This window comes from Rhodococcus sp. FW305-130 (assembly GCF_058788335.1).
In genome coordinates, this window is sequence record NZ_JBYTAP010000001.1 from 1,033,325 (window position 1) to 1,055,300 (window position 21,976).

The 21,976-nt window shown below is 63.3% G+C and carries 19 protein-coding genes; 11 read left to right on the forward strand and 8 right to left on the reverse strand.

Features of this window, described 5'->3' with window-relative positions:
- Position 1 precedes the first annotated feature (1 nt).
- Positions 2-901 carry a 16S rRNA (adenine(1518)-N(6)/adenine(1519)-N(6))-dimethyltransferase RsmA gene (rsmA, locus tag AC3WQS_RS05065; RefSeq protein WP_003946263.1) on the forward strand — a complete coding sequence of 300 codons (900 nt, stop codon included), beginning with the start codon at positions 2-4 and terminating at the stop codon, positions 899-901.
- Between the two features lie 58 nt (positions 902-959).
- Here the strand turns inward: rsmA and AC3WQS_RS05070 are convergent, their stop codons facing one another.
- From AC3WQS_RS05070 to AC3WQS_RS05080, 3 genes are read right to left on the reverse strand one after another with little or no spacing between them, the layout of a single operon-like run.
- Complete coding sequence (locus tag AC3WQS_RS05070) at positions 960-3,221, reverse strand: heavy metal translocating P-type ATPase (protein WP_205906573.1); 2,262 nt, start codon at positions 3,219-3,221, stop codon at positions 960-962.
- On the reverse strand, positions 3,221-4,135 hold the full coding sequence (locus tag AC3WQS_RS05075) for a DUF8832 domain-containing protein (protein WP_020908605.1): 915 nt from the start codon (positions 4,133-4,135) through the stop codon (positions 3,221-3,223). Before AC3WQS_RS05075 ends, AC3WQS_RS05070 begins: the two co-directional genes overlap by 1 nt.
- Positions 4,136-4,142: 7 nt before the next feature.
- Positions 4,143-4,352 carry a heavy-metal-associated domain-containing protein gene (locus tag AC3WQS_RS05080; protein ID WP_003946267.1) on the reverse strand — a complete coding sequence of 70 codons (210 nt, stop codon included), beginning with the start codon at positions 4,350-4,352 and terminating at the stop codon, positions 4,143-4,145.
- Positions 4,353-4,666: 314 nt separating this feature from the next.
- Between AC3WQS_RS05080 and AC3WQS_RS05085 the strand changes: the two genes are divergently transcribed.
- Positions 4,667-4,870: a cold-shock protein gene (locus AC3WQS_RS05085; RefSeq protein WP_003946232.1), complete on the forward strand. Its 204-nt coding sequence runs from the start codon at positions 4,667-4,669 to the stop codon at positions 4,868-4,870.
- 97 nt (positions 4,871-4,967) lie between these two features.
- Here the strand turns inward: AC3WQS_RS05085 and AC3WQS_RS05090 are convergent, their stop codons facing one another.
- Positions 4,968-5,936: a helix-turn-helix transcriptional regulator gene (locus tag AC3WQS_RS05090; RefSeq protein WP_492711591.1), complete on the reverse strand. Its 969-nt coding sequence runs from the start codon at positions 5,934-5,936 to the stop codon at positions 4,968-4,970.
- A 96-nt stretch (positions 5,937-6,032) separates the two neighbouring features.
- On the opposite strand from AC3WQS_RS05090, the gene AC3WQS_RS05095 reads away from it, so the two are divergent.
- From AC3WQS_RS05095 to AC3WQS_RS05110, 4 genes are all read left to right on the forward strand, one after another.
- A complete protein-coding gene (locus AC3WQS_RS05095) occupies positions 6,033-7,028 on the forward strand; it encodes an ABC transporter ATP-binding protein (protein ID WP_097387078.1) in 996 nt (331 codons plus the stop codon).
- 37 nt (positions 7,029-7,065) lie between these two features.
- Positions 7,066-7,842, forward strand: a complete 777-nt coding sequence (locus tag AC3WQS_RS05100; RefSeq protein ID WP_019744694.1) for an ABC transporter permease — start codon at positions 7,066-7,068, stop codon at positions 7,840-7,842.
- A gap of 81 nt (positions 7,843-7,923) precedes the next feature.
- Positions 7,924-8,859, forward strand: a complete 936-nt coding sequence (locus tag AC3WQS_RS05105; RefSeq protein WP_060939748.1) for a 4-(cytidine 5'-diphospho)-2-C-methyl-D-erythritol kinase — start codon at positions 7,924-7,926, stop codon at positions 8,857-8,859.
- Positions 8,859-10,667 (forward strand): ABC-F family ATP-binding cassette domain-containing protein, encoded by a 1,809-nt coding sequence (locus tag AC3WQS_RS05110; protein WP_003946255.1) that lies wholly within the window; start codon positions 8,859-8,861, stop codon positions 10,665-10,667. Before AC3WQS_RS05105 ends, AC3WQS_RS05110 begins: the two co-directional genes overlap by 1 nt.
- Here the strand turns inward: AC3WQS_RS05110 and AC3WQS_RS05115 are convergent.
- Positions 10,664-11,161, reverse strand: a complete 498-nt coding sequence (locus tag AC3WQS_RS05115) for a TetR/AcrR family transcriptional regulator (protein WP_019744692.1) — start codon at positions 11,159-11,161, stop codon at positions 10,664-10,666. The two genes, AC3WQS_RS05110 and AC3WQS_RS05115, sit on opposite strands and share 4 nt — an antisense overlap.
- 274 nt (positions 11,162-11,435) lie before the next feature.
- Between AC3WQS_RS05115 and AC3WQS_RS05120 the strand changes: the two genes are divergently transcribed.
- Positions 11,436-12,674, forward strand: a complete 1,239-nt coding sequence (locus AC3WQS_RS05120) for an HNH endonuclease signature motif containing protein (RefSeq protein ID WP_492711589.1) — start codon at positions 11,436-11,438, stop codon at positions 12,672-12,674.
- 66 nt (positions 12,675-12,740) lie between these two features.
- Here AC3WQS_RS05120 and AC3WQS_RS05125 read toward each other — a convergent pair whose 3' ends face one another.
- Positions 12,741-14,231, reverse strand: a complete 1,491-nt coding sequence (locus AC3WQS_RS05125) for an acetyl-CoA acetyltransferase (RefSeq protein WP_097387080.1) — start codon at positions 14,229-14,231, stop codon at positions 12,741-12,743.
- A 139-nt stretch (positions 14,232-14,370) separates the two neighbouring features.
- Here AC3WQS_RS05125 and AC3WQS_RS05130 point away from each other — a divergent pair, with 139 nt between their 5' ends.
- Positions 14,371-15,195 carry a helix-turn-helix domain-containing protein gene (locus tag AC3WQS_RS05130; protein WP_003946247.1) on the forward strand — a complete coding sequence of 275 codons (825 nt, stop codon included), beginning with the start codon at positions 14,371-14,373 and terminating at the stop codon, positions 15,193-15,195.
- 43 nt (positions 15,196-15,238) lie between these two features.
- Here the strand turns inward: AC3WQS_RS05130 and AC3WQS_RS05135 are convergent, their stop codons facing one another.
- Both AC3WQS_RS05135 and AC3WQS_RS05140 read right to left on the reverse strand, forming a co-directional pair.
- Positions 15,239-16,996 (reverse strand): ABC transporter ATP-binding protein, encoded by a 1,758-nt coding sequence (locus AC3WQS_RS05135; RefSeq protein WP_020970317.1) that lies wholly within the window; start codon positions 16,994-16,996, stop codon positions 15,239-15,241.
- Positions 16,993-18,651 carry an ABC transporter ATP-binding protein gene (locus AC3WQS_RS05140; protein ID WP_230544055.1) on the reverse strand — a complete coding sequence of 553 codons (1,659 nt, stop codon included), beginning with the start codon at positions 18,649-18,651 and terminating at the stop codon, positions 16,993-16,995. Before AC3WQS_RS05140 ends, AC3WQS_RS05135 begins: the two co-directional genes overlap by 4 nt.
- Before the next feature lie 258 nt (positions 18,652-18,909).
- Here AC3WQS_RS05140 and AC3WQS_RS05145 point away from each other — a divergent pair, with 258 nt between their 5' ends.
- The 3 genes from AC3WQS_RS05145 to fepG are packed head-to-tail and all read left to right on the forward strand — an operon-like array spanning position 18,910 to position 21,967.
- Positions 18,910-19,797: a siderophore-interacting protein gene (locus AC3WQS_RS05145; RefSeq protein WP_020970316.1), complete on the forward strand. Its 888-nt coding sequence runs from the start codon at positions 18,910-18,912 to the stop codon at positions 19,795-19,797.
- Positions 19,794-20,921 carry a Fe(3+)-siderophore ABC transporter permease gene (locus AC3WQS_RS05150; protein WP_020970315.1) on the forward strand — a complete coding sequence of 376 codons (1,128 nt, stop codon included), beginning with the start codon at positions 19,794-19,796 and terminating at the stop codon, positions 20,919-20,921. The genes AC3WQS_RS05145 and AC3WQS_RS05150 overlap by 4 nt, the downstream gene beginning before the upstream one ends.
- Positions 20,918-21,967, forward strand: coding sequence for an iron-enterobactin ABC transporter permease (gene fepG / locus AC3WQS_RS05155; RefSeq protein WP_042952533.1), 1,050 nt, complete (start codon positions 20,918-20,920; stop codon positions 21,965-21,967). The genes AC3WQS_RS05150 and fepG overlap by 4 nt, the downstream gene beginning before the upstream one ends.
- Positions 21,968-21,976 lie beyond the last annotated feature (9 nt).

Sequence of the window (21,976 nt, forward strand, 5' to 3'; positions counted from 1 at the left end):
GGTGTCAGACGCCGAACAATCGAACGAACCCATCGCTACTCCGCGCGGGCAGGCAGCCCTGCTCGGTCCGGTCGAGGTGCGCGCTCTCGCCGAGGAATTCGGTGTCCGGCCCACGAAACAGTTGGGGCAGAACTTCGTTCACGACGCCAATACCGTGCGACGCATCGTCACCACGGCAGGCGTCACTCGTGACGATGTCGTTCTCGAGGTGGGGCCGGGTCTCGGTTCGCTGACGATGGCGCTGATGGACGTCGTCGATCGTGTGATCGCGGTCGAGATCGATCCCAACCTTGCGGCTCGCCTTCCCAAGACGGTCGCCGAGCGAGCGCCGGAGCTTGCCGATCGACTGACCGTCGTCGAAGCGGACGCGATGCGTGTGCTGCCTTCACAGATTCCAGGCGAGCCGACCGCGCTTGTCGCGAACCTCCCGTACAACGTCGCGGTGCCGGTGCTGTTGCATCTGTTCGCATCGCTCCCGAGTCTGCGGACCGCACTCGTGATGGTGCAAGCCGAGGTTGCCGATCGCCTGGCGGCTGATCCGGGAAGCAAGATCTACGGCGTTCCCAGCGTCAAGGCCAACTTCTTTGGCGAGGTTCGCCGCGCCGGTGCCGTCGGACGCAACGTGTTCTGGCCGGTGCCGAAGGTGGAATCCGGACTGGTTCGTATCGATCGGTACGCGGAGCCGCCGTGGCCGATGGACGAGAAACACCGCAAGCAGGTTTTTGCGGCGATCGACGCCGCATTCGCGCAGCGCCGCAAGACTTTGCGTGCCGCGCTCAGCGGGTGGGCAGGTTCGCCTGCCGAGGCCGAGCGACGGCTCCTCGCTGCCGGCATCGAGCCACAGACGCGTGGCGAGATGCTCGACGCAGCAGCCTTCGTTCGGCTGGCTGGAGGCGAATAGCCCCGTGCGCGGTTAAGGAGTGCAGGGACTCCCTAACCGCGCACAGGGGCTTGCCCCCTTACTTGAACCGCCGCAACCTCAGGCTGTTGCTCACCACGAACACACTGCTGAATGCCATTGCGGCACCGGCCAGCATCGGGTTGAGCAGGCCGGCCGCAGCCAGCGGGATCGCAGCCGTGTTGTAGGCGAATGCCCAGAACAGGTTGCCCTTGATGGTCTTGAGCGTCTTGCGAGACAGTCGAATTGCATCGGCTGCCGACCGCAGGTCACCTCGAACCAGGGTGATGTCGCTGGCCTCGATCGCAACGTCGGTGCCCGTGCCCATCGCCAGACCGAGATCGGCCTGAGCCAGGGCCGCCGCGTCGTTCACGCCGTCGCCGACCATGGCTACGACGCGTCCTTCCGCCTGCAGCTTCTTGACGGCGTCGACCTTGTCCGCCGGCATGACCTCGGCGAAGACGGTGCTGATCCCGACCTGATCCGCCACGGTGCGGGCGACGGTGGCGTTGTCACCGGTCAGCAGAACCGGTTCGAGGCCGAGTGCCTTCAACTGCGCGATTGCTTCGGCGCTCGTGTCCTTGACCGCGTCGGCGATCACGAGGACGCCGTGCGCCTTGCCGTCCCAGCCCACCGCGATTGCGGTGCGCCCGGCCTTCTCTGCTTCAGCTTTCGCGTCACGGAGATTTTCCGGCAACGGCATCGACCAGTCGGCGAGCAGCGCGTCTCGGCCGGCGACAACGGCATGACCCTCGACCATTCCCTGCACGCCGCGACCGGCGACGTTCACGAAATCCTCGACCGCAGGCAATTCGCCCACGGCTTCGGTCGCACCCTTCGCGATCGCAGCGGCGATGGGGTGCTCGGAGCGATGTTCGAGGGCGCCGGCCAGCCGAAGGACCTCGTCGACGGTTGTTCCTTCGCCCACCACGGTGTCCAGCAATGTCATCTGACCGGTGGTGACGGTTCCCGTCTTGTCGAGCACGACGGTGTCGACTGCGCGCGTCGATTCGAGCACCTCGGGTCCCTTGATGAGGATTCCCATCTGGGCTCCGCGGCCGGTGCCCACCAACAGAGCTGTGGGCGTTGCCAATCCGAGAGCACAGGGGCACGCGATGATCAGGACGGCGACCGCAGCGGTGAATGCCATCTCGATGGGGTTGCCGGTACCGAGCCAGTAGCCCAGTGTCGCAACGGCAATCGCGATGACGACCGGTACGAAGATGCCGGCGATTCGATCGGCGAGGCGCTGAACTTCGGCCTTGCCGTTCTGGGCGTCTTCGACCAGTGCCGCCATCTGGGCGAGTTGGGTGTCGCTCCCGACTCGGGTGGCCTCGACGGTCAAGGTTCCACCGACATTGACGGTGGCCCCGACGACGGTGTCTCCGACACCGACCTCCTCCGGGACGGATTCGCCGGTCAACATGCTCATGTCGACGGCTGAGCGGCCTTCGGTGATGATGCCGTCGGTGGCGATCTTCTCGCCGGGCCGAACGATGAAGGAGTCGCCCGCTGCCAGTTCTTCGGCGGGGATTCGTACTTCGACGCCGTTTCGTAATACCGCGACGTCTTTTGCGCCGAGTTCCATGAGCGCGCGTAGTGCGGCGCCGGACGTGCGCTTGGACTTGTGCTCGAAGTAGCGTCCGGCGAGCACGAACGTGATGACGCCCGCGGCAACCTCGAGGTAGATGTTGGCGCTGCCGTCCATCCGGTCGACCGTCAGTCTGAACGCGTGTTTCATTCCCGCTTCGCCCGCGGTGCCGAAGAACAGTGCGTACAGCGACCAGACGAACGCTGCGATGGTGCCCAGCGAGATGAGCGTGTCCATCGTTGCGGCGCCGTGACGCAGGTTGACCCAGGCAGCCCGGTGGAAGGGAAGGGCCGCCCACACGATGACCGGTGCGGCCAGCGTGAGGGAGAGCCACTGCCAGTTGTCGAACTGCAACGCAGGAATCATCGCCATCGCGATGACCGGCACGGAGAGCAGAGTCGAGATGATCAGGCGGGTACGAAGCTCGCGCAGATCACGATCCTGCGGGGTTTCCGCATCCGGGTCGACGGTGTCTGGCGCGCTGGGCGGTTTCGGGAGCGCGGCAGCGTAACCGGCATTCTCGACGGCAGTGACCAAATCTTCGACGGGTACCCCGTCCGGGAAGGTGACCTTGGCTTTTTCCGTCGCGTAGTTGACCGTGGCTGTGACGCCGTCGATCTTGTTGAGCTTCTTCTCGATTCGTGACGCGCAGGAGGCGCAGGTCATTCCGGTGATCGCGAGTTCGACGCTGCTCGAGTTGGCAGCATTGTCGACCGCAGTCGGTGACGTCATCAGTGCCCTCCCTCGTGATTGTCTGGAACTGAAGCTGCGGAAGTGCCTGCATCAACAGTGAATTCGGCGGTGCGAACCACGCCCTCGTGCTGGAAGTCGAGGAACAGTCGGTATGTGCCTTCGCTCGGCGCCTGTGCGTGGAAGGAAACGTCAGGACCGGGAGAAGTGACGCCGTCGCCCGGTTCACCCTCGGGGTGAACGTGCAGGTAGGCGAGGTCGCCGGTGCGAAGCGCAACAAGATGACCGTAGGCACCGAGGTACGGATCGAGATCGGTGACCGGGGCTCCGTCGCGAGCAACGCTCAGCGTGATCGGGCCGCCGGCAGTGGTCAGATCACCGTCGAGAGTCACGGTGTATCCGTCGACGGTTGCGGTCGCGCTCTTCGCGGGCAGCGGCGCAGGAGTGAATTCGCCTGCCACGTCGAAGTTTCGGCCGAGTGTCAGTTGGGTGCCGTCGGTGGGATCGAAGTCCGCGAAGACTCGGTAGGTGCCGGCGACGGGCCAGGTCCAGTCGATCGACCAGGTGCCGTCTGCGGCGAGAGAAGGATGTACGTGGCGGAATTCGCTGGTGTCGTTTCGGACGACGATGAGGTGGAGCTTCTTCTCGTGCAGGAGGTCGAAATCGACGACGGGCTTGTTGGTGCTGTCGAGAATCCGGAAGGTCAAGGTTCCCGGCTCCCCAGCTCGACCGGGTGCGGTCACGTCGGTGAGTGTGTATCCGCCGGAAGAGACTTCGAGCCCTGCGGGTGTCGCCGAATCCATGCCTGGCATCGATTCAGCGGTTGATTCGTGAGTGCTGTGCTGGGTAGTGGACATGTCTATCGGGCTTCCGATTGCGGCCCCCACGCCGAGGGCGGCGCCGAAGACGGCGACCAACCCTACGGCGTAGGTGGCAAGTGTTGTCGAGGTGCGCACGGCTGACTCAGCTTGGTACGACTGCGTAGCCGGCTTCGTCGACTGCTGCGACGACGTCGGCTGCGGAGACGGGGGCATCGCTGGTGACAACGACGCGTCCGCTCGCCAATTCGACATCCACCGCGGTTACGCCCGCGATGTTGCCGATCTCTTCCTTGACGGATCCGACGCAGTGTCCGCAGGTCATTCCGGAAACGGTGTATTCGGCGGTGGTCATCGCAGATCCCTTCGCTTGTGTAAAACTCATTTTACGGATACCCGGTGTAGGTATCTCCCTGGGACTGAAGGTACCCCCAGGGGGTATGCCTGTCAACGGGTTGGGCAGTGACGAAGGCCTCAGGGAAGACAACAGGGCGGATGTGTGGTCTACTTGTGTTGGTCGTAAGTGTTTGTGTTTGTGTTTCCACGCTCGCAAATGGTTAGGTTGCGAGCGTTTGGACATCCTCCACGGATTTGTCTCAGAACGGTCGTAGTAAGTGACCCGGGCGGTCGAAGCGACTGCCTGTTGACACTGTGTTAGAGGAGATTTACATGGCAGAGGGCATCGTGAAGTGGTTCAACTCCGAGAAGGGGTTCGGCTTCATCGCTCCCGAAGACGGCAGTGCTGACGTCTTCGTTCACTACTCCGAGATCCAGAGTGGCGGCTTCCGCACTCTCGAGGAGAACCAGCGCGTGGCGTTCGAGATCGGTCAGGGCAACAAGGGCCCGCAGGCCACCGGCGTTACCATCGTCTAAGACGTCCATGTGAGTCGGGCAACCGACGCATGACGTACTGACAAGACCCCAACTCTTCGGAGTTGGGGTCTTGTTGCATTTTGGGTGAAAAGTGCTCTCACGCATCGAGATAACGCTGAGCGGCCACTGCGGTTTCTGCTGCGATCGCGCGGCATTCCTCGCGGAGTTCGGGTGGATTCACAACGGTGAAATCGACGTCGAAAGCCCTGAGCCACATTGCGATCGACCGTAGGGAAGTGCCCGAAAGCACTATGACGCAACGCCCTTCGTCGGTGGACTCCACTGATCCCCACTGCTCATTGACCATTGGTGCTATCTGCTCGACGGGTGCATGCAGTAGAACTGTTGCGCGCGTGGAGGAATAAGCCCGGGCGACGCCGCGCGAAACGAAGTCTGCCGCGCCACCGGCCGGTAGTTCCCGCGGCGTGAACCGCGGACCGGTGGGAATCTTGGGTTCCATCCGGTCGACGCGGAACGACCGCCAGTCTTCGCGAGATAGATCCCAAGCCACCAGATACCACCGAACACCCGACCGTACGAGCCTGTACGGTTCCACCTCGCGTCGGCTCTGGGTGCCGTCGTGAGTGCTGTAGTCGAATCTCAAACGCTCGTGGTTGTGGCATACGGACGCGATGGCGGACAGTACCGACGCATCGACTGCGCTCGCGGCGGGCTCGCGTGGCACGACGTCGATCGACAGCGACTCCAGACGGTGTCGCAGCCTCGACGGCATGATCTGCCGCAGCTTCGCCAGCGCGCGCATCGAAGCCTCGCCGATGCCGACCACAGAGCCGGTCGCTCCGGACTGCAACGAGAGCGCCACCGCGAGCACTTCTTCGTCATCGAGCTGTAGCGGGGGCATCTCCGCGCCCGCTCCCAGGCGATATCCACCGCCGACGCCGACCGTCGCGTCGACCGGGTAGCCGAGATCGCGGAGGCGGTCGACGTCACGTCTGACTGTGCGCGGGGTGATCGCGAGCTTGTCTGCGAGTTCGGCACCGGACCAGTCTCGACGTGTCTGGAGCAGTGACAGCAACCGCAGTAGGCGAGCCGATGTCTCCTTCATGGCAAGAAGTCTGCCAAACATTTAGGACCCAATGCGTCCTCAATTGAAATTAGGTTGGTCCACATCCGACCAGTCGAGAAGAAATTGGGGCACATCATGAGTCGCATCAACAACGGCAGACCGATGATCGAGACGGAGGCGCTCACCAAGCACTTCGCCCAGGGCAAGAAGCTCGTGGAAGCGGTCAAGGGAGTCACTCTCGATGTAGCGGAGGGCGAGTTGGTCGCCTTGCTTGGACCGAACGGTGCCGGAAAATCGACGACGTTGCGCATGCTGACCACCTTGCTCGAGCCCACATCCGGTACTGCGCGGATCGCAGGATTCGACATCGCTGCGGCACGAAACGAGGTGCGCTCCAGCCTCGGATACGTCGGACAGGGGAACGGAGCCGGCCACAACCAGCGGGTTCGCGACGAGTTGGTGACGCAGGGGTTGTGCTACGGAATGCCCAAGGGCGAGTCGCAGGTCCGGGCCGACGAATTGCTGCGTGATCTCGAACTCACCGAGTTGGGTACTCGAAAGGTCAGTACGCTGTCCGGCGGGCAGCGACGGCGGCTCGATATCGCTCTGGGCCTGGTCCATCGCCCACCGCTCCTGTTCCTCGACGAGCCGACCACGGGCATGGACCCGCAGAGTCGGGCCAACCTCTGGGACCACATCCTGCGGTTGCGGCGCGAGATGGGCACCACGATCGTGCTGACCACGCACTACCTCGAAGAAGCGGATTCGATGGCAGAGCGGGTCATCGTCATCGACGAAGGCACTGTCATCGCGGACAACACCGCTGCCGCACTCAAGGCCGATCTTGCCGGAGATCATTTGTTGCTCACGTTCGACAACGCCGAAGCGGCCGCCATCGCGGCGTCGGTGGCCGAGCAACTTGTCACTGTGCGTGACGTCACGGTCGAGGCAAGCTCGGTGAGTATCCGTGCCGGCGAGGGTGATTCGACGCTTCCGGTATTGCTGCGTGAAGCCGATGCCCGCGGCGCCCGCGCAGTTACTGCCGACATCACCAGGCCGACTCTCGACGACGTTTTCCTCACTCTCACCGGCCGCAGCCTGCGCGAGAGCGCCGCCGCGGTTGCTTCCTAGAACTACGACGAAGAACTACGACGAACAGGAATCCGCCATGACAATCACACTCGATACCCCACGTAGCGCGCACGGCAACATTGTTCGAGACAGCGCGATCGTGATGGGCCGTGAACTGCGACCGATGTTGCGTGACCCGGTCAGCGTCATCTTCAGCCTCATCCAGCCGCTGATCCTGTTGGCCCTGTTCGGGCCTCTGCTCAAAGGGGTCCCGGGTACCGGTGACGGCGTATGGAATTGGTTCATCCCCGGTGTATTGGTGATGATCGCGATCTTCGGCACGACGATGACCGGTTCCAACCTTCTGATGGAGATGCAGCAGGGATCCCACGAGCGAATGTTGGTGACTCCGCTCAGACGCTCTTCGTTGTTGATCGGGAGGGCATGCAAGGAGATGGTTCCGCTTGCGGCGCAGGCGATTCTGATCATCCTTGTTGCGCTACCGCTCGGATTGGACGTCAATGCAGCGGGCGCTGCGCTCGGAATCGTCCTGCTGGGAGTGTTCGGCGTCGGACTCGGTGCGCTCTCGTACGCTCTCGCTCTGGCTGTGCGGGAGCAGGATTGGATGTTCTGGGTCGTTCAGCAGACGCTGATGTTCCCGCTCCTGATCCTGTCGGGAACCATGCTTCCACTCGATGACGCACCAGGTTGGATGAAGGTCCTCGTGAACATCAATCCGCTGGGCTACGTCGTAGACGCCGAGCGGGCTCTCTTTGCCGGTGACTTCGCGTCGGGCAGCGTTCTGGCAGGAATCTTCGCTGCCGTCAGCGTGGCTGTGGTCGGGCTGGGGATAGGCGTGCGCGCGGTGAAATAGCGTGGGTGTGCTTGCTGTCGGATGGGGTGCGGCGGTCGCAGGTTTTCGCCCAGGTGTTCGCAGCGCCTATTGTTGTTCCTTGTGCTCTCCGTCGTTCCTCGCCCCGTAGTTGTCCGGGCCCCGTCCAAGGTGAATCTCCACCTTGCCGTCGGGGACCTGCGAGACGACGGCTATCACGAACTGACGACCGTTTTTCAGGCATTGTCGCTGGCAGACACCGTCACGGTGGCGCCTGCGGACACCTTGACCGTGCGGGTGATCGGCGACGACGCCGCGGCCGTACCGACCGATCGCACCAATCTCGTGTGGCGCGCCGCCGAGATGCTGGCCGCCGAGGGTGGCGTGGCTTCGAATGTCGAGATCGTCATCGAGAAGGGCATTCCCGTCGCAGGCGGTATGGCCGGCGGGAGCGCCGACGCGGCAGCCGCGTTGGTTGCGCTCAATTCGTTGTGGAAACTCGACTTCTCGCGGCCTGATCTCGACGCCTTCGCGGCACGTCTCGGGAGTGACGTTCCGTTCTCGCTGCACGGTGGCACTGCCCTCGGAACCGGTCGCGGTGAACAACTTGTCCCCGTCTTGACGCGCCGCACCTTTCACTGGGTGTTGGCGCTGGCCAAGGGAGGCTTGAGCACGCCGGTTGTCTTCCGGGAACTCGACAAGCTTCGCGCCGAAGGCACACCGAATCGATTGGGTACCGCTGACGAGTTGATTCACGCGCTCACCACCGGTGACCCTCATGTGCTCGCTCCGCTGCTCGGAAACGATCTGCAGGCGGCAGCACTCTCACTCAACCCGGATCTACGACGGACGCTGCGAGCGGGTGTCGAAGCCGGCGCTTTGGCCGGCATCGTCTCCGGCTCCGGACCGACGTGCGCCTTTCTCTGCGCCGACGCACAGTCCGCGGTGGAAGTGAGCGCAGAACTTGCGGGAGCGGGGGTGTGCCGCACCGTTCGCGTGGCGAGCGGACCCGTTCCCGGAGCACGAATACTCGACAATGCGGCAAAGGGACAGCACTGATGGCGAATCTGATCAATCTGGAAAACGTGTCGAAGTCTTTCGGCGTCAAGCCGTTGCTCGACGGGGTCTCCCTGGGCGTGGAGGAAGGCGAGCGCATCGGTGTCGTCGGCCTCAACGGCGGCGGCAAGACGACCATGCTCGAAGTCCTCGCGGGTGTGGAGCAGCCGGATTCGGGACGCGTGAGCCGCGTCGGCGGATTGCGCATGGCCGTCGTGACGCAGCGCGGTGTGTTGCCTCCAGGCTCGACGGTCGGTGAAGTGGTCCTGGGGCCGCTCGGAGTGGCTCAGCACGAGTGGGCCGGCGACGCGCGCATTCGTTCAGTGCTCTCGGGAATCGGCATCGACAACTTGGGCGCAGGCGGCGAGCGGTCCGCATTGGACGCCAAGGTCGACGGCCTGTCCGGCGGTGAGCGTCGCCGTGTGGCTCTCGCTGCGGCTCTGGTTCAGGACCTCGATCTGCTGGTGCTCGACGAGCCGACCAACCACCTAGACGTCGAAGGTGTTCAGTGGTTGGCCGAGCACCTTGTCTCGCGTCGCAGCGCGCTTGTCGTCGTGACCCACGATCGCTGGTTCCTCGACACCGTCGCCACCCGAACCTGGGAGGTTGTCGGTGGCGGCGTCGAAAGCTACGAGGGTGGCTACAACGACTGGGTGTTCGCCCGCGCCGAGCGTTCGCGTCAGGCTGACGCTTCCGAAGAGCGTCGACGCAACCTTGCGCGCAAGGAACTCGCATGGCTGCGCCGCGGCGCGCCGGCCCGTACATCGAAGCCGAAGTACCGCATCGAGGCCGCGGAGGCCTTGATCGCTGACGTTCCGGCACCTCGTGACGCGGTGGCACTTGCGTCCTTCGCCCAGCGTCGACTCGGCAAGGTTGTCATCGAACTCGAAGACGCGCGTCTGGAGACCCCGGACGGCCGCGTACTCGTCGAGGATCTGACCTGGCGTCTCGCTCCGGGTGAGCGTGTAGGCCTGGTCGGCGTCAACGGCTCGGGCAAGACGACTCTGCTGCGGACACTGGCCGGTGAACTCGAGCCGGCAGCAGGCAAGCGCATTCAGGGGCAGACCGTCCACATCGGTTGGCTCAAGCAGGAACTCGACGATCTGCCGACCGACATGCGTGTACTCGACGCGGTCAAGGACGTAGCCGAGCGAATCACGCTGGGGGACAAGGAAGTATCAGCCGGTCAGCTGGCTGAGCGGCTGGGCTTCACGCCGGCGCGTCAGCGTACCCCCGTCGGTGATCTGTCCGGTGGTGAGCGACGCCGTCTGCAGTTGACGCGTGTCCTCATGGCCGAGCCCAACGTTCTGCTTCTCGACGAGCCCACCAACGATCTCGACATCGACACGCTTCAGCAACTCGAGGATCTGCTCGACGGCTGGGCGGGCACCATGGTGGTCATCTCGCACGACCGGTACCTGATCGAGCGCATCTGTGACACCACTTGGGCTCTCTTCGGTGACCGCAAGCTCACCAACCTGCCGGGTGGTATCGAGGACTACCTGCGTCGACGCGCAGCGATGGGGGACGGCGACAACCCGTCGGTGGCCTCGACGGCGAGTGGTGCGTCGAAGAGCAAGCAGGTCCGCGACGGTGCCGCGGATCGCGCTGCACGCAAGGAACTTTCGAAGCTCGAGCGGTCCATTGCGAAGTTCGACGACCGCGAGAAGAAGCTGCACGCTTCCCTCGCCGACGCAGCCACCGACCCGGACAAGCTGCAGAAGCTCGGGGCTGAACTCAAGCAGGTCATCGCGGACAAGGAAGCCGCCGAGGAGCAGTGGATGGAGCTGTTCGCCGAGCTGGACGGCTAGGGGAATTTCGCTCCGAACTTCTTGAAGATTCGCTCTGGATCCACACTCTCCGGTGCTTGCTCGCGTAGCAGTGCGTCCAGCACGATCCCGTCCAGTGCTGCGACCAACTCCGTTGCATCGGACGAGGTCATGCCGCGTTCGACCAAGATGTCGACAAACCGATCCCGACCACGCACCAGTTCCACTGCGAGGTCGGGATCGTGGAATGAGGCGATGATCAGTTCGTAACGCGCCCGGGTGCGGCCGGATTCAGGCCCCAGCCACCGGGCCACTTGTTGCTTCGGTGTCTCGCCTGGGCGAGGAAGATCGCCGTCCAGAAGGTGTCGCACCACCTCGACTATCAGTCCACGTTGATTTGCGAAGTAGTGCCGTGCGCTGCCGTGTGGCACGCCTGCCTCGTCTTCGACGCCTCTCATCGACCAGGCTCGAAACCCAACCCGGCCCAGCAGGTCGAGCCCGGCGTCCAGAAGTGCTTCTCGCGTCGATTTCTCCACGCAGAGAAGATACCGTGATACGTTCTTCTCCGCGTGGAGAAGTTCTTGAACTGGGTTGAACTCACTTGGGGGTGAAGCATGGTCGTCTTTTTCGACATCCTGCTCGTGCTGTGTGTTGTTGCGATTGTGTGTTTTGCGGGGTATGTCTTCTATCGCGTGATATTGGACGACTAGGTGAATGTTGATGTACTTCAACAGGTCTCGAGTCTTGATGTTCCCGAAGTTGTCCGCTTTGTCTCTGGCTATCGAAAATATGTTCGATTAAACTTTGAGCATGAACAGTCGGGAAGCGTGGCAACTGGATGGCGAGGGCCTTAAGAGTGAGGTTCTGGATCTGGTGCGTGTCCGACACGAGTTGCAGTCGCGGTTGGTGTTGTTGATCGTGGAAATGTTTTCCCGTGAGGTTCTCGGGGGGAAGGGTTTTCGGGCGATCGCGCAGTGGTTGCACGGTTCGACGAATCTCGAGATCGGTGAGTGCAGTCTGCTGGTCGGGTTGGCGCGGTTGTTGATGCTCGAACCTGTTGTGGGCGATGCGTTTCACCGGGGTGATGTTGATGCGTTGAAGGCGCGGCAGGTGGCGTCGTTTTGTCAGCATCCTCCGAAGAACATGACCCTGGCGGATGTGGACAAGGCTCGCGGGATTCTGCTTGGTCTGGCGTCGAAGAACATCGCGGATTGTGATGCGGTGCGGGCGGCGATCCGCCGAATCGAGAAGCAGTACGGCAAGCGTGAGGACGGTGTTCCGGTCGGCGAGGATTCGGAGCGGAACGAGTTCTACGCCTCGAAAGGCTTGTACGGGCGGGTCACTGTGAAGGGTGATCTGGATGCTGTGAACGGGGCCCGTCTGATCACGTTGTTGTCGAGTTTGTCGGCGCCGACGCCGGAGAAGGACGGTGTCAAGGACACGCGTACTCCGGCATTACGGCGTGCGGACGGGTTTTGTGAATTGTTGCGCCGGTATGAGCGGGCGGGGTTGGGTCCGATCGAGGGCGGCGTGAAACCGCACATCACGGTCACCGCGTCCGCGAAAGACATGACGGACCTTAAAGTTCTGAAAGACCTCCTGCCGTCCACCGAGGAGCTGGGATTCGCGTGGACCGATTGGGTGGGCCCCATCAGTATCGACACCGCCCGGATGCTCGCCTGCGACTGCACCGTCACCCGAATCTTGTTGGATGAGAATGGTGTTCCGCTCGACTGCGGTAAGGAAGCGAGAACGGCAACGGTGCCGCAGCGGCGGGCTCTTGCGGTCCGGGATGGTGGGTGCGCGTTTCCGGGGTGTGGGACTCCGTCGGGGTGGTGCGATGCCCATCATATTGTTCACTGGGGTGATGGTGGCCCAACAGATCTCGACAACCTGATCTTGTTATGTGGTCACCATCATCGGACGCTGCATCATACGGAGTGGCGGGTCGAGATCGGTCCGGATCGGAAGTCGGTGTTCTATCCACCGATGTCGGTTGATCCGCACCAGCAGCCGATCGGCGGGAACAGCCCACCCACAGCGGCGTGAATCGCGACAACTGAAGACGTGAGCACCGGGGCACAAACATGCCCCGGTGCTCACGGCTGTCGACCGTCAGAACGTGAGCGTGAGCTTCCCGTTCTCGTCGCTGATATGAACGGTCCGTCCGATCGCCGCCGGGTTGTCACCGCGAAGCTGGGTCAGTTCGGCGGCATTCTCGGGACCGGTGTGACCGGCGACGCGGCCGCCGTCCGGCGTTGTTGCAATCACGAACCCGATCTCAGGCTCCCCGGTGCGACCGTATTCGACAGAGGCAGTGACGATTTCCGCAGTGCCCTGGTAATCGGTGATCAGTTCCGGAGCTTCCGCGGTCAAAGCACGTGCGTCGGGATCACCGACGTACCCGTCGGCATGAGCGGCGGCCGACAGCAGTACGCAGTGCTGGTATGTGAGGAATCCACCGTTGGCGTGGACGAGGGCAAGGTTCGCGCCGTCGCGAATTCGCCTGGTGACTTCAGCGACGGAATGCAGGGTGTAGCTGTTGAGCGGTCCGCCGAAGAACGAGTGACCTCCGGTGACGCTTGGGATCGCGGTATCGGGAAGTCCGAGTTCGCGGATCAACAGCTTGGGCACGATTGGGAAGCAGCTGTAGGCATCGACGATGTCGAGTGCGTCGGCGCCGACTCCGGCACCATCGAGTGTGCGATGTACGGCGTCATGCATCGCGGCCGAGCTGTCGAAGCTGTTGCGGCTGAGGATGTCCAACGGATCACTCGCACCAGCGCCGCCCCAGAGGTACACCAGTTTGCTTTCATCGATCCCGAACTCGCGGGCGGTCGACAACGAGCAGACGACAACGGCCGCAGCCTGATTGACGAAGGGCATGGCGTTGAGCATCAGCGGGTACGGCTCGGAGACCATCCGATTGCCAGGTCCGACGGTGCCGATCTCGTCTGCCGATCGGATCTCCGACGTCCAGGAGGCTGGATTCTTCGATGCCAGTTCCGAGAATGCGGCGTACATCTTCGCGGACCAGGCGAGCGATTCGCGGGCGCCGTGGCCCTCGGAAGCACTGAAACAGTTCTCGAAGAGCGGGTAGACGCGCGTCGGCACGATGAAACCGGCGCGCTGCATTTCAGGGCTTCCCAGGTCGGCCGGATCGAATCCGGGAGGCCCACCGGGCGCAGCGGTCCACCCGATCGAGTCGGGAGCGACTCCGGACTTTCGCAGCGCGGTGCTGCTGGCGTGCGATTCGCCGCCCACGAGCAGAGCAGCCGAGGATTCACCGCGAGCGATGGCCGCGCCGATCCGATCGAGGAGTGCCGCCGGCCAGTGGCCACCGATCGGCGAGGTAGAGGTGACAGTGGGGGTCGCGCCTAATCGTGAGGCAAGCAGCCCGGGGAGATCGTCGTACGACCAGCTGACCGTCTTGATCGCGAACACGGAATCGATCTGTGTTCCCAGCTCAGCGCGTCCACTGTCGTTCAATGCGGCGACGGTGGCGTCGTGAATCAAGTCAAGAGGTTCGCGGTGCCCGTCGGCAGGATTCCAGCGCAGATCGCCGACGCCGACGATGACCGGGATTCGTGATGCGTCAACCATCATGTACCTCTCGTTGCCGACCCGTAGCCGGGAGTTGCAGTCACGATATCGGGGAGCCTGGTATGTGTAACTCTGGGGTCACAGTCAACAATTTTCGGGTTCCTATTTAGGTATGCCTAACGAAAGTCCTATACTCGTCTTCATGACAGCTGTGGCAGAGAGAATTTCGGTGCCCGTGGGGCCGCGTTCCATCGATCACCCCTACTCGATGACAACGGTGACTCTGAAGCTCTCTCATCAGCGGCAGTGGGCCCCGCATCGTCATCCTGAACATGAGCTGATCTGGGGAAACTCCGGTGGAATGCTCACGGTTGTCGCTGACGGCATCACCTGGGAGGTGCCGCCTTCGGCCGGACTGTGGCTGCCCGCCGGGGCGTTGCATGCCGTGAAGGCGGGCCCAGGTACCGAGTTCTTCTGCACGTACTTCCGGCCTGAGGCGCACGCCGCGCCGTCGGGTGTTCCGGGCTTGTTCGGTGTCAGCGCTCTCCTGCGTGAGGTACTCCTGCACATGCATCGGCGGAACATGCCCGACGAGGCGCGCAGTCGCGCCGAGCGGGTGGCCTTCGACATGTTGCAGCCGCTCGAAGTTGCTGCGGTGGAGGTTCCGATGCCGACCGATCCGCGAGCGTTGTTCGTTGCCGAAGCGTTGGTCGCCAATCCGGCAGACCAGCGGTCGCTGTCCGAATGGGCGCTGACGGCCGGCGGTAGCGTCCGTACGCTGACGCGTGTGTTCGCTCAGGGTACGGGAATGACCTTTGCGCAGTGGCGAATTCAGGTTCGAGTCCGCGCAGCACTGACGTACCTGGCTGCTGGCGTGCCGGTTTCGGTTGTCAGTAGGCGGGTCGGATACGAAACTCCGAGTGCTTTTGTCGCAGTGTTCCGCCGGGTCACCGGCCGGACACCCGGCAGCATGATGAACAAGGGGAGCGTGGCTCCCGAATCGGTGCCGTATCTCCTGCACGCTTGAGTTGGGTTGCACCGGGCGGAAGTGCCCGGTGCAACTGTCGCGGTCAACGCCGCGGCGCGGACCACGCTTCCCACAGTTCCGCGTACCGACCCCCGAGGTTGACCAACTCGTCGTGAGAGCCGTGCTCGACGACACGGCCGTCGTCCATCACCAGGATCTGATCGGCGTCGACGGCCTGTGAGAGTCGGTGTGCCACTGTGACAGCAGTGCGACCCCGGGTCAGAGCCAGAGCGGCATCGTCGAGGACCTTGGCTCCGGCGCTGCCCGCTTCGGCGGTCGCCTCGTCGAGAATCAGCAGCGGCGGATCCAGTAATTCGATTCTTGCCAACGCAAGTTGTTGTGCCTGTGTTGCGGTCAGCCGGTGTCCACCGTCTCCGACGACGGTTTCGAGTCCGTCCGGGAGTGCCCGCAACCAATCGGAGGCGCCGACGGTTTCGAGCGCTGCGATGATGTCGCTGTCGGTTGCCGACGGGTCGGCCAGCCGCAGATCCTCGGCCAACGTGCCGGCAAAGACGTGGACCTCCTGGGTCACGAGGGCCACCACGCTCCGAGAGGCCGACGGTGGCAGTTCGTTCCGGGGCACCGTCCCGATCTTCACGACGCCTTCGGTCGGTTCGTAGGTCCCCGCGACCAGTTTTGCGACTGTCGATTTTCCGGCTCCGGTAGCGCCGACGAGTGCCGTGACGGTTCCTGCCGGAAGGGTGATGTCGATGCCTCGCAGAACAGGAGCGTCGCCGCTTCGGTACGAGAATGTGACGCGTTCCAAAGACGCCGAGCTGTCGACAGGTTCCTGCGGATCGGTCGGTGCGGATGGCACGGGCGCAAGGGTGACTCCGACCAGGCGAGCCAACGCGATTGTGCCTTCCTGTAATTCGTCGAACACGCTGAGAACCGCGCCCACCGGATCGAAGAGGCGGTGGAAGAACAGGGCTGCGGCGGTGGCGGCACCGATGCTGATCTGACCGTCCTTCACCAGCCAGAAGCCGGTGATCAGCACAGCGGACAGGCCGATGAACTCCGCGATGTTGAGCCGGCCGAAGAACCTGGTGCGTAGACGCGTGGTCAACAAGCTCAGGCGGACGGCGGCCATCGATCGAGATTCGATCTGTTCGAGATGCGGCTGGGCCAGGCGAAGCGATCCGACGGTGTCGGAGTTGCTCAGCGAGTCCAGGAGTTGTTGCGCACGTGCACCTTCTGCCTCCCGCTCCTCGCGGTAGACCGGTGCCGACCTCGAGAGGTACCAGCGCAGCGCCTGGATCTGGATGGGTGCGGCGATCACCGCGGCGACGGCGAATCGCCAATCGAGGCTACCCAATCCGATCAGCGTCAACACGATGGTCAGTGCCGCGGTGGCAAAAACCGGAAGTGCTTCGGATACGGCCCGAGTCACCAACCGCACGTCGCCGGTGATGCGGGAGACCAGGTCTCCGCGCCCGGCGCGTTCGACGTCGCTCTGGGGAAGATCGAGAACCCGGACGACAACTTCTTCGCGCAGGTCGGCGACAACACGTTCACCGACACCGGCAAGCAGGTAGTTGCTCACTCCGACGAGAAGGGATGAGGCAACCGCGATGCCGACCAACGCGAGAGTCAGTGTGCCGATGCGAGAGACAGCGTCGCCGTCTCCGTCGGTCACGGCGTCGACCATGGCGCCGAGGACCAGCGGTGTGAGCAGACCGATCGCGGTCGCGGCGGTCAGGGTGACGACTGCTGCGATCGCGGAAATCCGGTGGGGTCCCATCAACCGAAGTGCCGCGCGGCGAGCTTGTTTCGGTGTTGCGGTGGGGAGTAGTTCGTTCACAGCTCGATCACCCGATCGCAGATATCGAGCAGCACGGGGCTGCTGGTCAGGAGTATTGTGGCGTGCGCCCCGCGTACCTCGGCGATCCCGCGAGCAATGCGCGCTTCGGTGACGGAGTCGACGGCAGTGGTGGGATCGTGCAGCACCAGGACGGGCGCTTCGCTCGCCAGTGCCCTCGCCAACGCGATGCGCTGACGCTGTCCGCCGGACAAAGAATTCCCTTGCTCGGTGACTCGGGTGGCGAGGCCGAGCGGCAGTGCCGAGATCACTTGATCTGCGGCGGCAGCGGCGATGGCCTCGTCGTTGCGGCGACCGATCGGTGCGAGGGCGTCGATGTTGTCGCCGACTGTGCCGATGAACAGTGCCGCGTCGTGCGGTGCTGCCAGAACGTGAGTGCGAAGTTCGTCGATGTGCAGCTCGTGAATGGCGTTGTCGCCGAGATGAATTGTTCCGCTCGAAGGCTCGATTCGACGCGCCAGTGCGTCGACCAACGCATCCGCCCATGCGGCATTCTCGGTGACGATGCCGATGATCTCGCCGCGTTTGACGTCGAGATCGACTGGTGACGCTCCGGCCAACACGACGTCGCGCAGCGTCAGGAACTCGGAGTGATTCAGGGGCACAGGTGCACCCGCGGGAGTCACAGCCTCGGTGGTCCCGAGAAGTGCTGCGACGCGGTTGGCGGAAGCACGCGCCCGTGCCAGGCCGGCGCCGAAGTAGATGATGTCGATCAACGGACCGCGAAGGAACTGTGCCAGACCCACCACGGCAACGAATTCACCGACCGAGATGCTCCCGGACGCTGCCATCCGTCCACCCACGTACGCGATGACGGCGAGGAAAGCACCGGCGATCGCAACATTGGCGGCGGAGTACATCGCTTGGTATCTCTGTGCGCGAAGGGTTGCTTCCAACGAAGTCCGGCTGGCTCCCCGATACCGCTGAGCTGCAGCATCTCCGGCGCCGATGCCGGAGAGGATTCGGAGTCCGGAGAGCAGATCTGCGGCCAGGGCACCGGCCTTGGCGCCCTGCCATTGATCGGTCTCGGCTCGGCGTTCGAGCGGTCGACTGACCACCTGCATGAGAGCCAGCACCGGGGGCGTACCGAGAATGACGAGCAGGCCGAGTGGCACCGAGATCACCAGAAGCGAAATCGCGGCGGTCAGCACTCCGCAGGCGGCCGCAAGTTTTGTGCTCAGCGTGTGGGTGAATCCGGCCACCGAACCCGCGTCGGATGTTGCAATCGAGTAGACCTCGCCAGGCATGCGCCGCGGCGACATGCCGTGCGGATCGAGGCCTCGGCGCGCGATGTCCATCCGCAAGCGATGCGCACCGTGCTCGGTGACGGAATCGGAGATGCGTGCCGCGAAGCGCCAACTGAGCAACAAGCCGGTGAAGAGAATTCCGAGAACGAGGATCCACTTTCCGAGTGCGGCGGCATCGCTGGTCGCGACAGCACGGTCGATCACCGCACCGATCACTACCGGCACCAACGCTTCCGCGACCTGGTGGCCGGTGAAGCCGACGGACGCCGCCGCCAGCTTGGCTCCGCGACCTTCGGAAGCGATCGCGCGAGTGATTACCTGGCGCGGCGTGATCGCCGGGCCGGTTGGGGGACCGTTTGTCTCGGCCGAAAGAAGTGGTGTCGAAGGCACTGGGTCCACGCTAGGGATCGTGGGCGGTAGTCAGAAGTCACACCGGTGCCAATACTTGTCGTGAACAGGCCATATGTATTGCGTTGGCCGAATTGCGATAGTAGTTGGCCCCGTTGCAGCTGAGAAGGCATCGACTCATCGACAACACTGCAATAAATTAAGGTCTACCTTACTTAGCGCGGGTTAACTATGTCCGGAAGTCGGATTTGATCCTCGTGTTCGGGTCCGGTTCATGTTCCATCGATGTTGGAGATTGTTGTGAGTCTTGTGTTCGGCGAGGTACTTCACAAGGAGTACGTGACCCCGGGAATGGTTCGTATCGTGTTCGGAGGGGAGGAGCTGACCGCCTTCGAAACCACCGGTACCGGTGACGAATACCTGCGCCTCCACTTCCCGGTCCCGGCTACAGGCGAGTTCGTTCTACCGGCGGAAGATCCGGACGCACCGCGCGGTTGGCGGTACCCGGAGGGCGAGGAACCATCCCCGTGCCAGCCGTACACCGTGCGACGGTTCGATGCCGAAACCAGCCGAATGACAATCGACTTCGTCGTTCACGAGGGCGGAATCGCCAGCGACTGGGCGCAGAAAGCCGAGATCGGTGACAAGTTGGCGATCGGCGAGTCTCGTGGCCTCTACGAGCCGCCGGCCGACGCACGCTGGCAGGTGTTCGTCGCCGACGCAACCGGACTCCCCGCACTCGGTCGTCTGATCGAACAGTTGCCGGCCGGTATGTCGGCCAAGGCGATCGTCGAGGTGGTGGACGAGTCGCACAAGCAGCAGATCACCTCGGACGCCGACGTCGAGTTCATCTGGCTGGTCGGCAGTGGCAACGGTGTTGCACCGTCGAAGCTCCCGGACGCGGTTCGCGCGATGAACCTGCCCACCGAACTCGGATACGTGTGGGTGGCAGGCGAGAGCACGATGCTCCGTGACATCCGCAAGTACCTTCGCCACGAACTGAAGTTGCCGGGTGAGCAGTACAAGGTCATCGGCTACTGGACGTACAAGGCCGAGGTCTGGAACGCGAAGTACGAGGCCCTCGACGAGAGTGTCCGCGCGGCACTCGATGCGGCCTGGGAATCGGACCGCGACGAGGAAGAGATCCGCGACGAGGTCGAGAAGACTCTAGAGAGCGCCGGCTTGTGACCGTTGGATTAGACAAGAGTGCCGTCGACCAGAGTGCGGCTGACGAGAGAGCCGTCGACAAACACACCGAAGAACTGATCGACGAGTCGCTGCAAGAGAAGCAGAAGCAACCGGACGGCCTGGTATCGACCAACTCTCGTCGTATGGCGGGTCTTCTGGTGTGCCTGGTGGTGCTTGCCGCCGTGCTCCTTCTGAGCATTGCGGTGGGATCGAAGACCATTCCGTTCGGCACGGTCATCGACGCGCTGGTGAACTACGACGACTCGAACGATCACGTGATCATCCGTGACCTGCGGCTGCCGCGTACTCTGCTCGGTCTGATAGTCGGCATGGCGCTCGGCGTGGCCGGTGGCCTCATCCAGGCGATGACACGAAATCCCTTGGCTGACCCCGGAATTCTCGGTGTCAATGCCGGAGCAGGCTTTGCGATGGTTGTTGCCGTCGCGGTCTTCGGCCTGACCAGCATCTGGTCGTACATCTGGTTCGCGTTCCTCGGAGCGGTGATAGCCACGGCGATCGTCTACACGCTGGGCTCGATCGGTCGAGGTGGTGCGACGCCCATTCGGCTAACACTGGCCGGTGTTGCCATCGGCTCCGTGCTCGGCGGCATCTCGTCCGGCATCACCTTGCTCAACCCGACCGCCTTCGACCAGATGCGCCAGTGGAATGCCGGCTCACTCAGCGGACGTTCCTTGGAAATCGTTCTGGCCGTTGCGCCCTTCATCCTCATCGGGCTCTTCCTGGCGCTCGCGTTGGCGCGCCAACTCAACGCCGTGGCCTTGGGTGACGATCTGGCACGTTCGCTCGGTGCCAACATCACTCGCACTCGTATCCTCGGTGTCATCGCGGTGACCTTGCTGTGTGGCGCAGCGACAGCGGCGGCCGGCCCGATCGGATTCGTCGGTCTGATGGTTCCGCACGTCGCAAGATGGTTTGTCGGACCGGATCAGCGATGGATTCTCCCGTACACGTTGGTGTGCTCGCCGATTCTGCTTCTCTTCTCCGACGTCGTCGGCCGAATCGTGCTGCGCCCGGGTGAACTTCAGGTCGGCATCGTCACGGCATTCATCGGAGCTCCGGTGCTGATCATGCTGGTGCGTCGAAGCAAGGTGAGCGGTCTGTGAGCATCGATTTCGGGCGCCCCACCACGGTGGTGCGCTCACCCAAAGAAGGCTGGTCCGCGCGGATCGACGTCCGCACGGTCACGGTCTGCCTCATCCTCGTTGCGCTTGCACTGGCGATCGGTGTCATCGCCCTCGGTAGTGGTGACTACCAGGTGCCGATCGGGGACGTCCTCGGCGCACTGTTCGGCGAGGCTCCCGCGCGCATCCACATGGTTGTCGTGGAATGGCGTCTGCCCCGAGTTCTGTTGGCGCTGATGCTCGGTGCGGCACTCGGCATGAGCGGTGCGATCTTTCAATCGCTCACCAGGAACCCGTTGGGTAGCCCAGACATCATCGGCTTCAACTCCGGTGCGTACACGGGCGCTCTTGTGGTCATCCTCCTCATCGGTGGTACTTACTACGAGATCGCAGTCGGTGCTCTGGTGGGCGGAATCGCGACCGCAGCAGTGGTTTACCTCCTTGCGTACAAGCGTGGTGTGCAGGGATTCCGGTTGATCATCGTCGGTATCGCCATCAGTGCGATGTTGGGCTCGGTCAACACCTGGATGATTCTCAAGGCGAAACTTGACGACGCCATGGCCGCCGCAGTGTGGGGTGCCGGTTCGTTGAACGGTCTCGGCTGGACTCAGGTGTGGCCGGTGGTCGTCGTGCTGGCCATCCTCGTTCCGCTGATCCTGGTGTTGGGCAGGCGGATGCAGATGCTCGAGATGGGCGACGACGCCGCCAAGGCGCTCGGCATCCGGGCCGAACCCACGCGGCTTTCCCTGGTTGTTCTCGGAGTCGCTCTGACGGCCATGGTGACAGCAGCGGCCGGACCGATCGGGTTCGTCTCGCTGGCGGCTCCGCAATTGGTGAGGCGATTGACCGGTAGTGCCGGAGTGACCCTGCTGCCGTCGGCAGCAATGGGTGGCGCGTTGCTGATGGTCAGCGACTGGGTGGCGCAGCGAGCTTTTGCACCGACACAGTTGCCGGTCGGCGTCGTCACCGTCTCCATCGGTGGCATCTATTTTGTATGGCTTCTCGCGCGAGAGGCCCGTAAGCAGTGATCGGTGAAG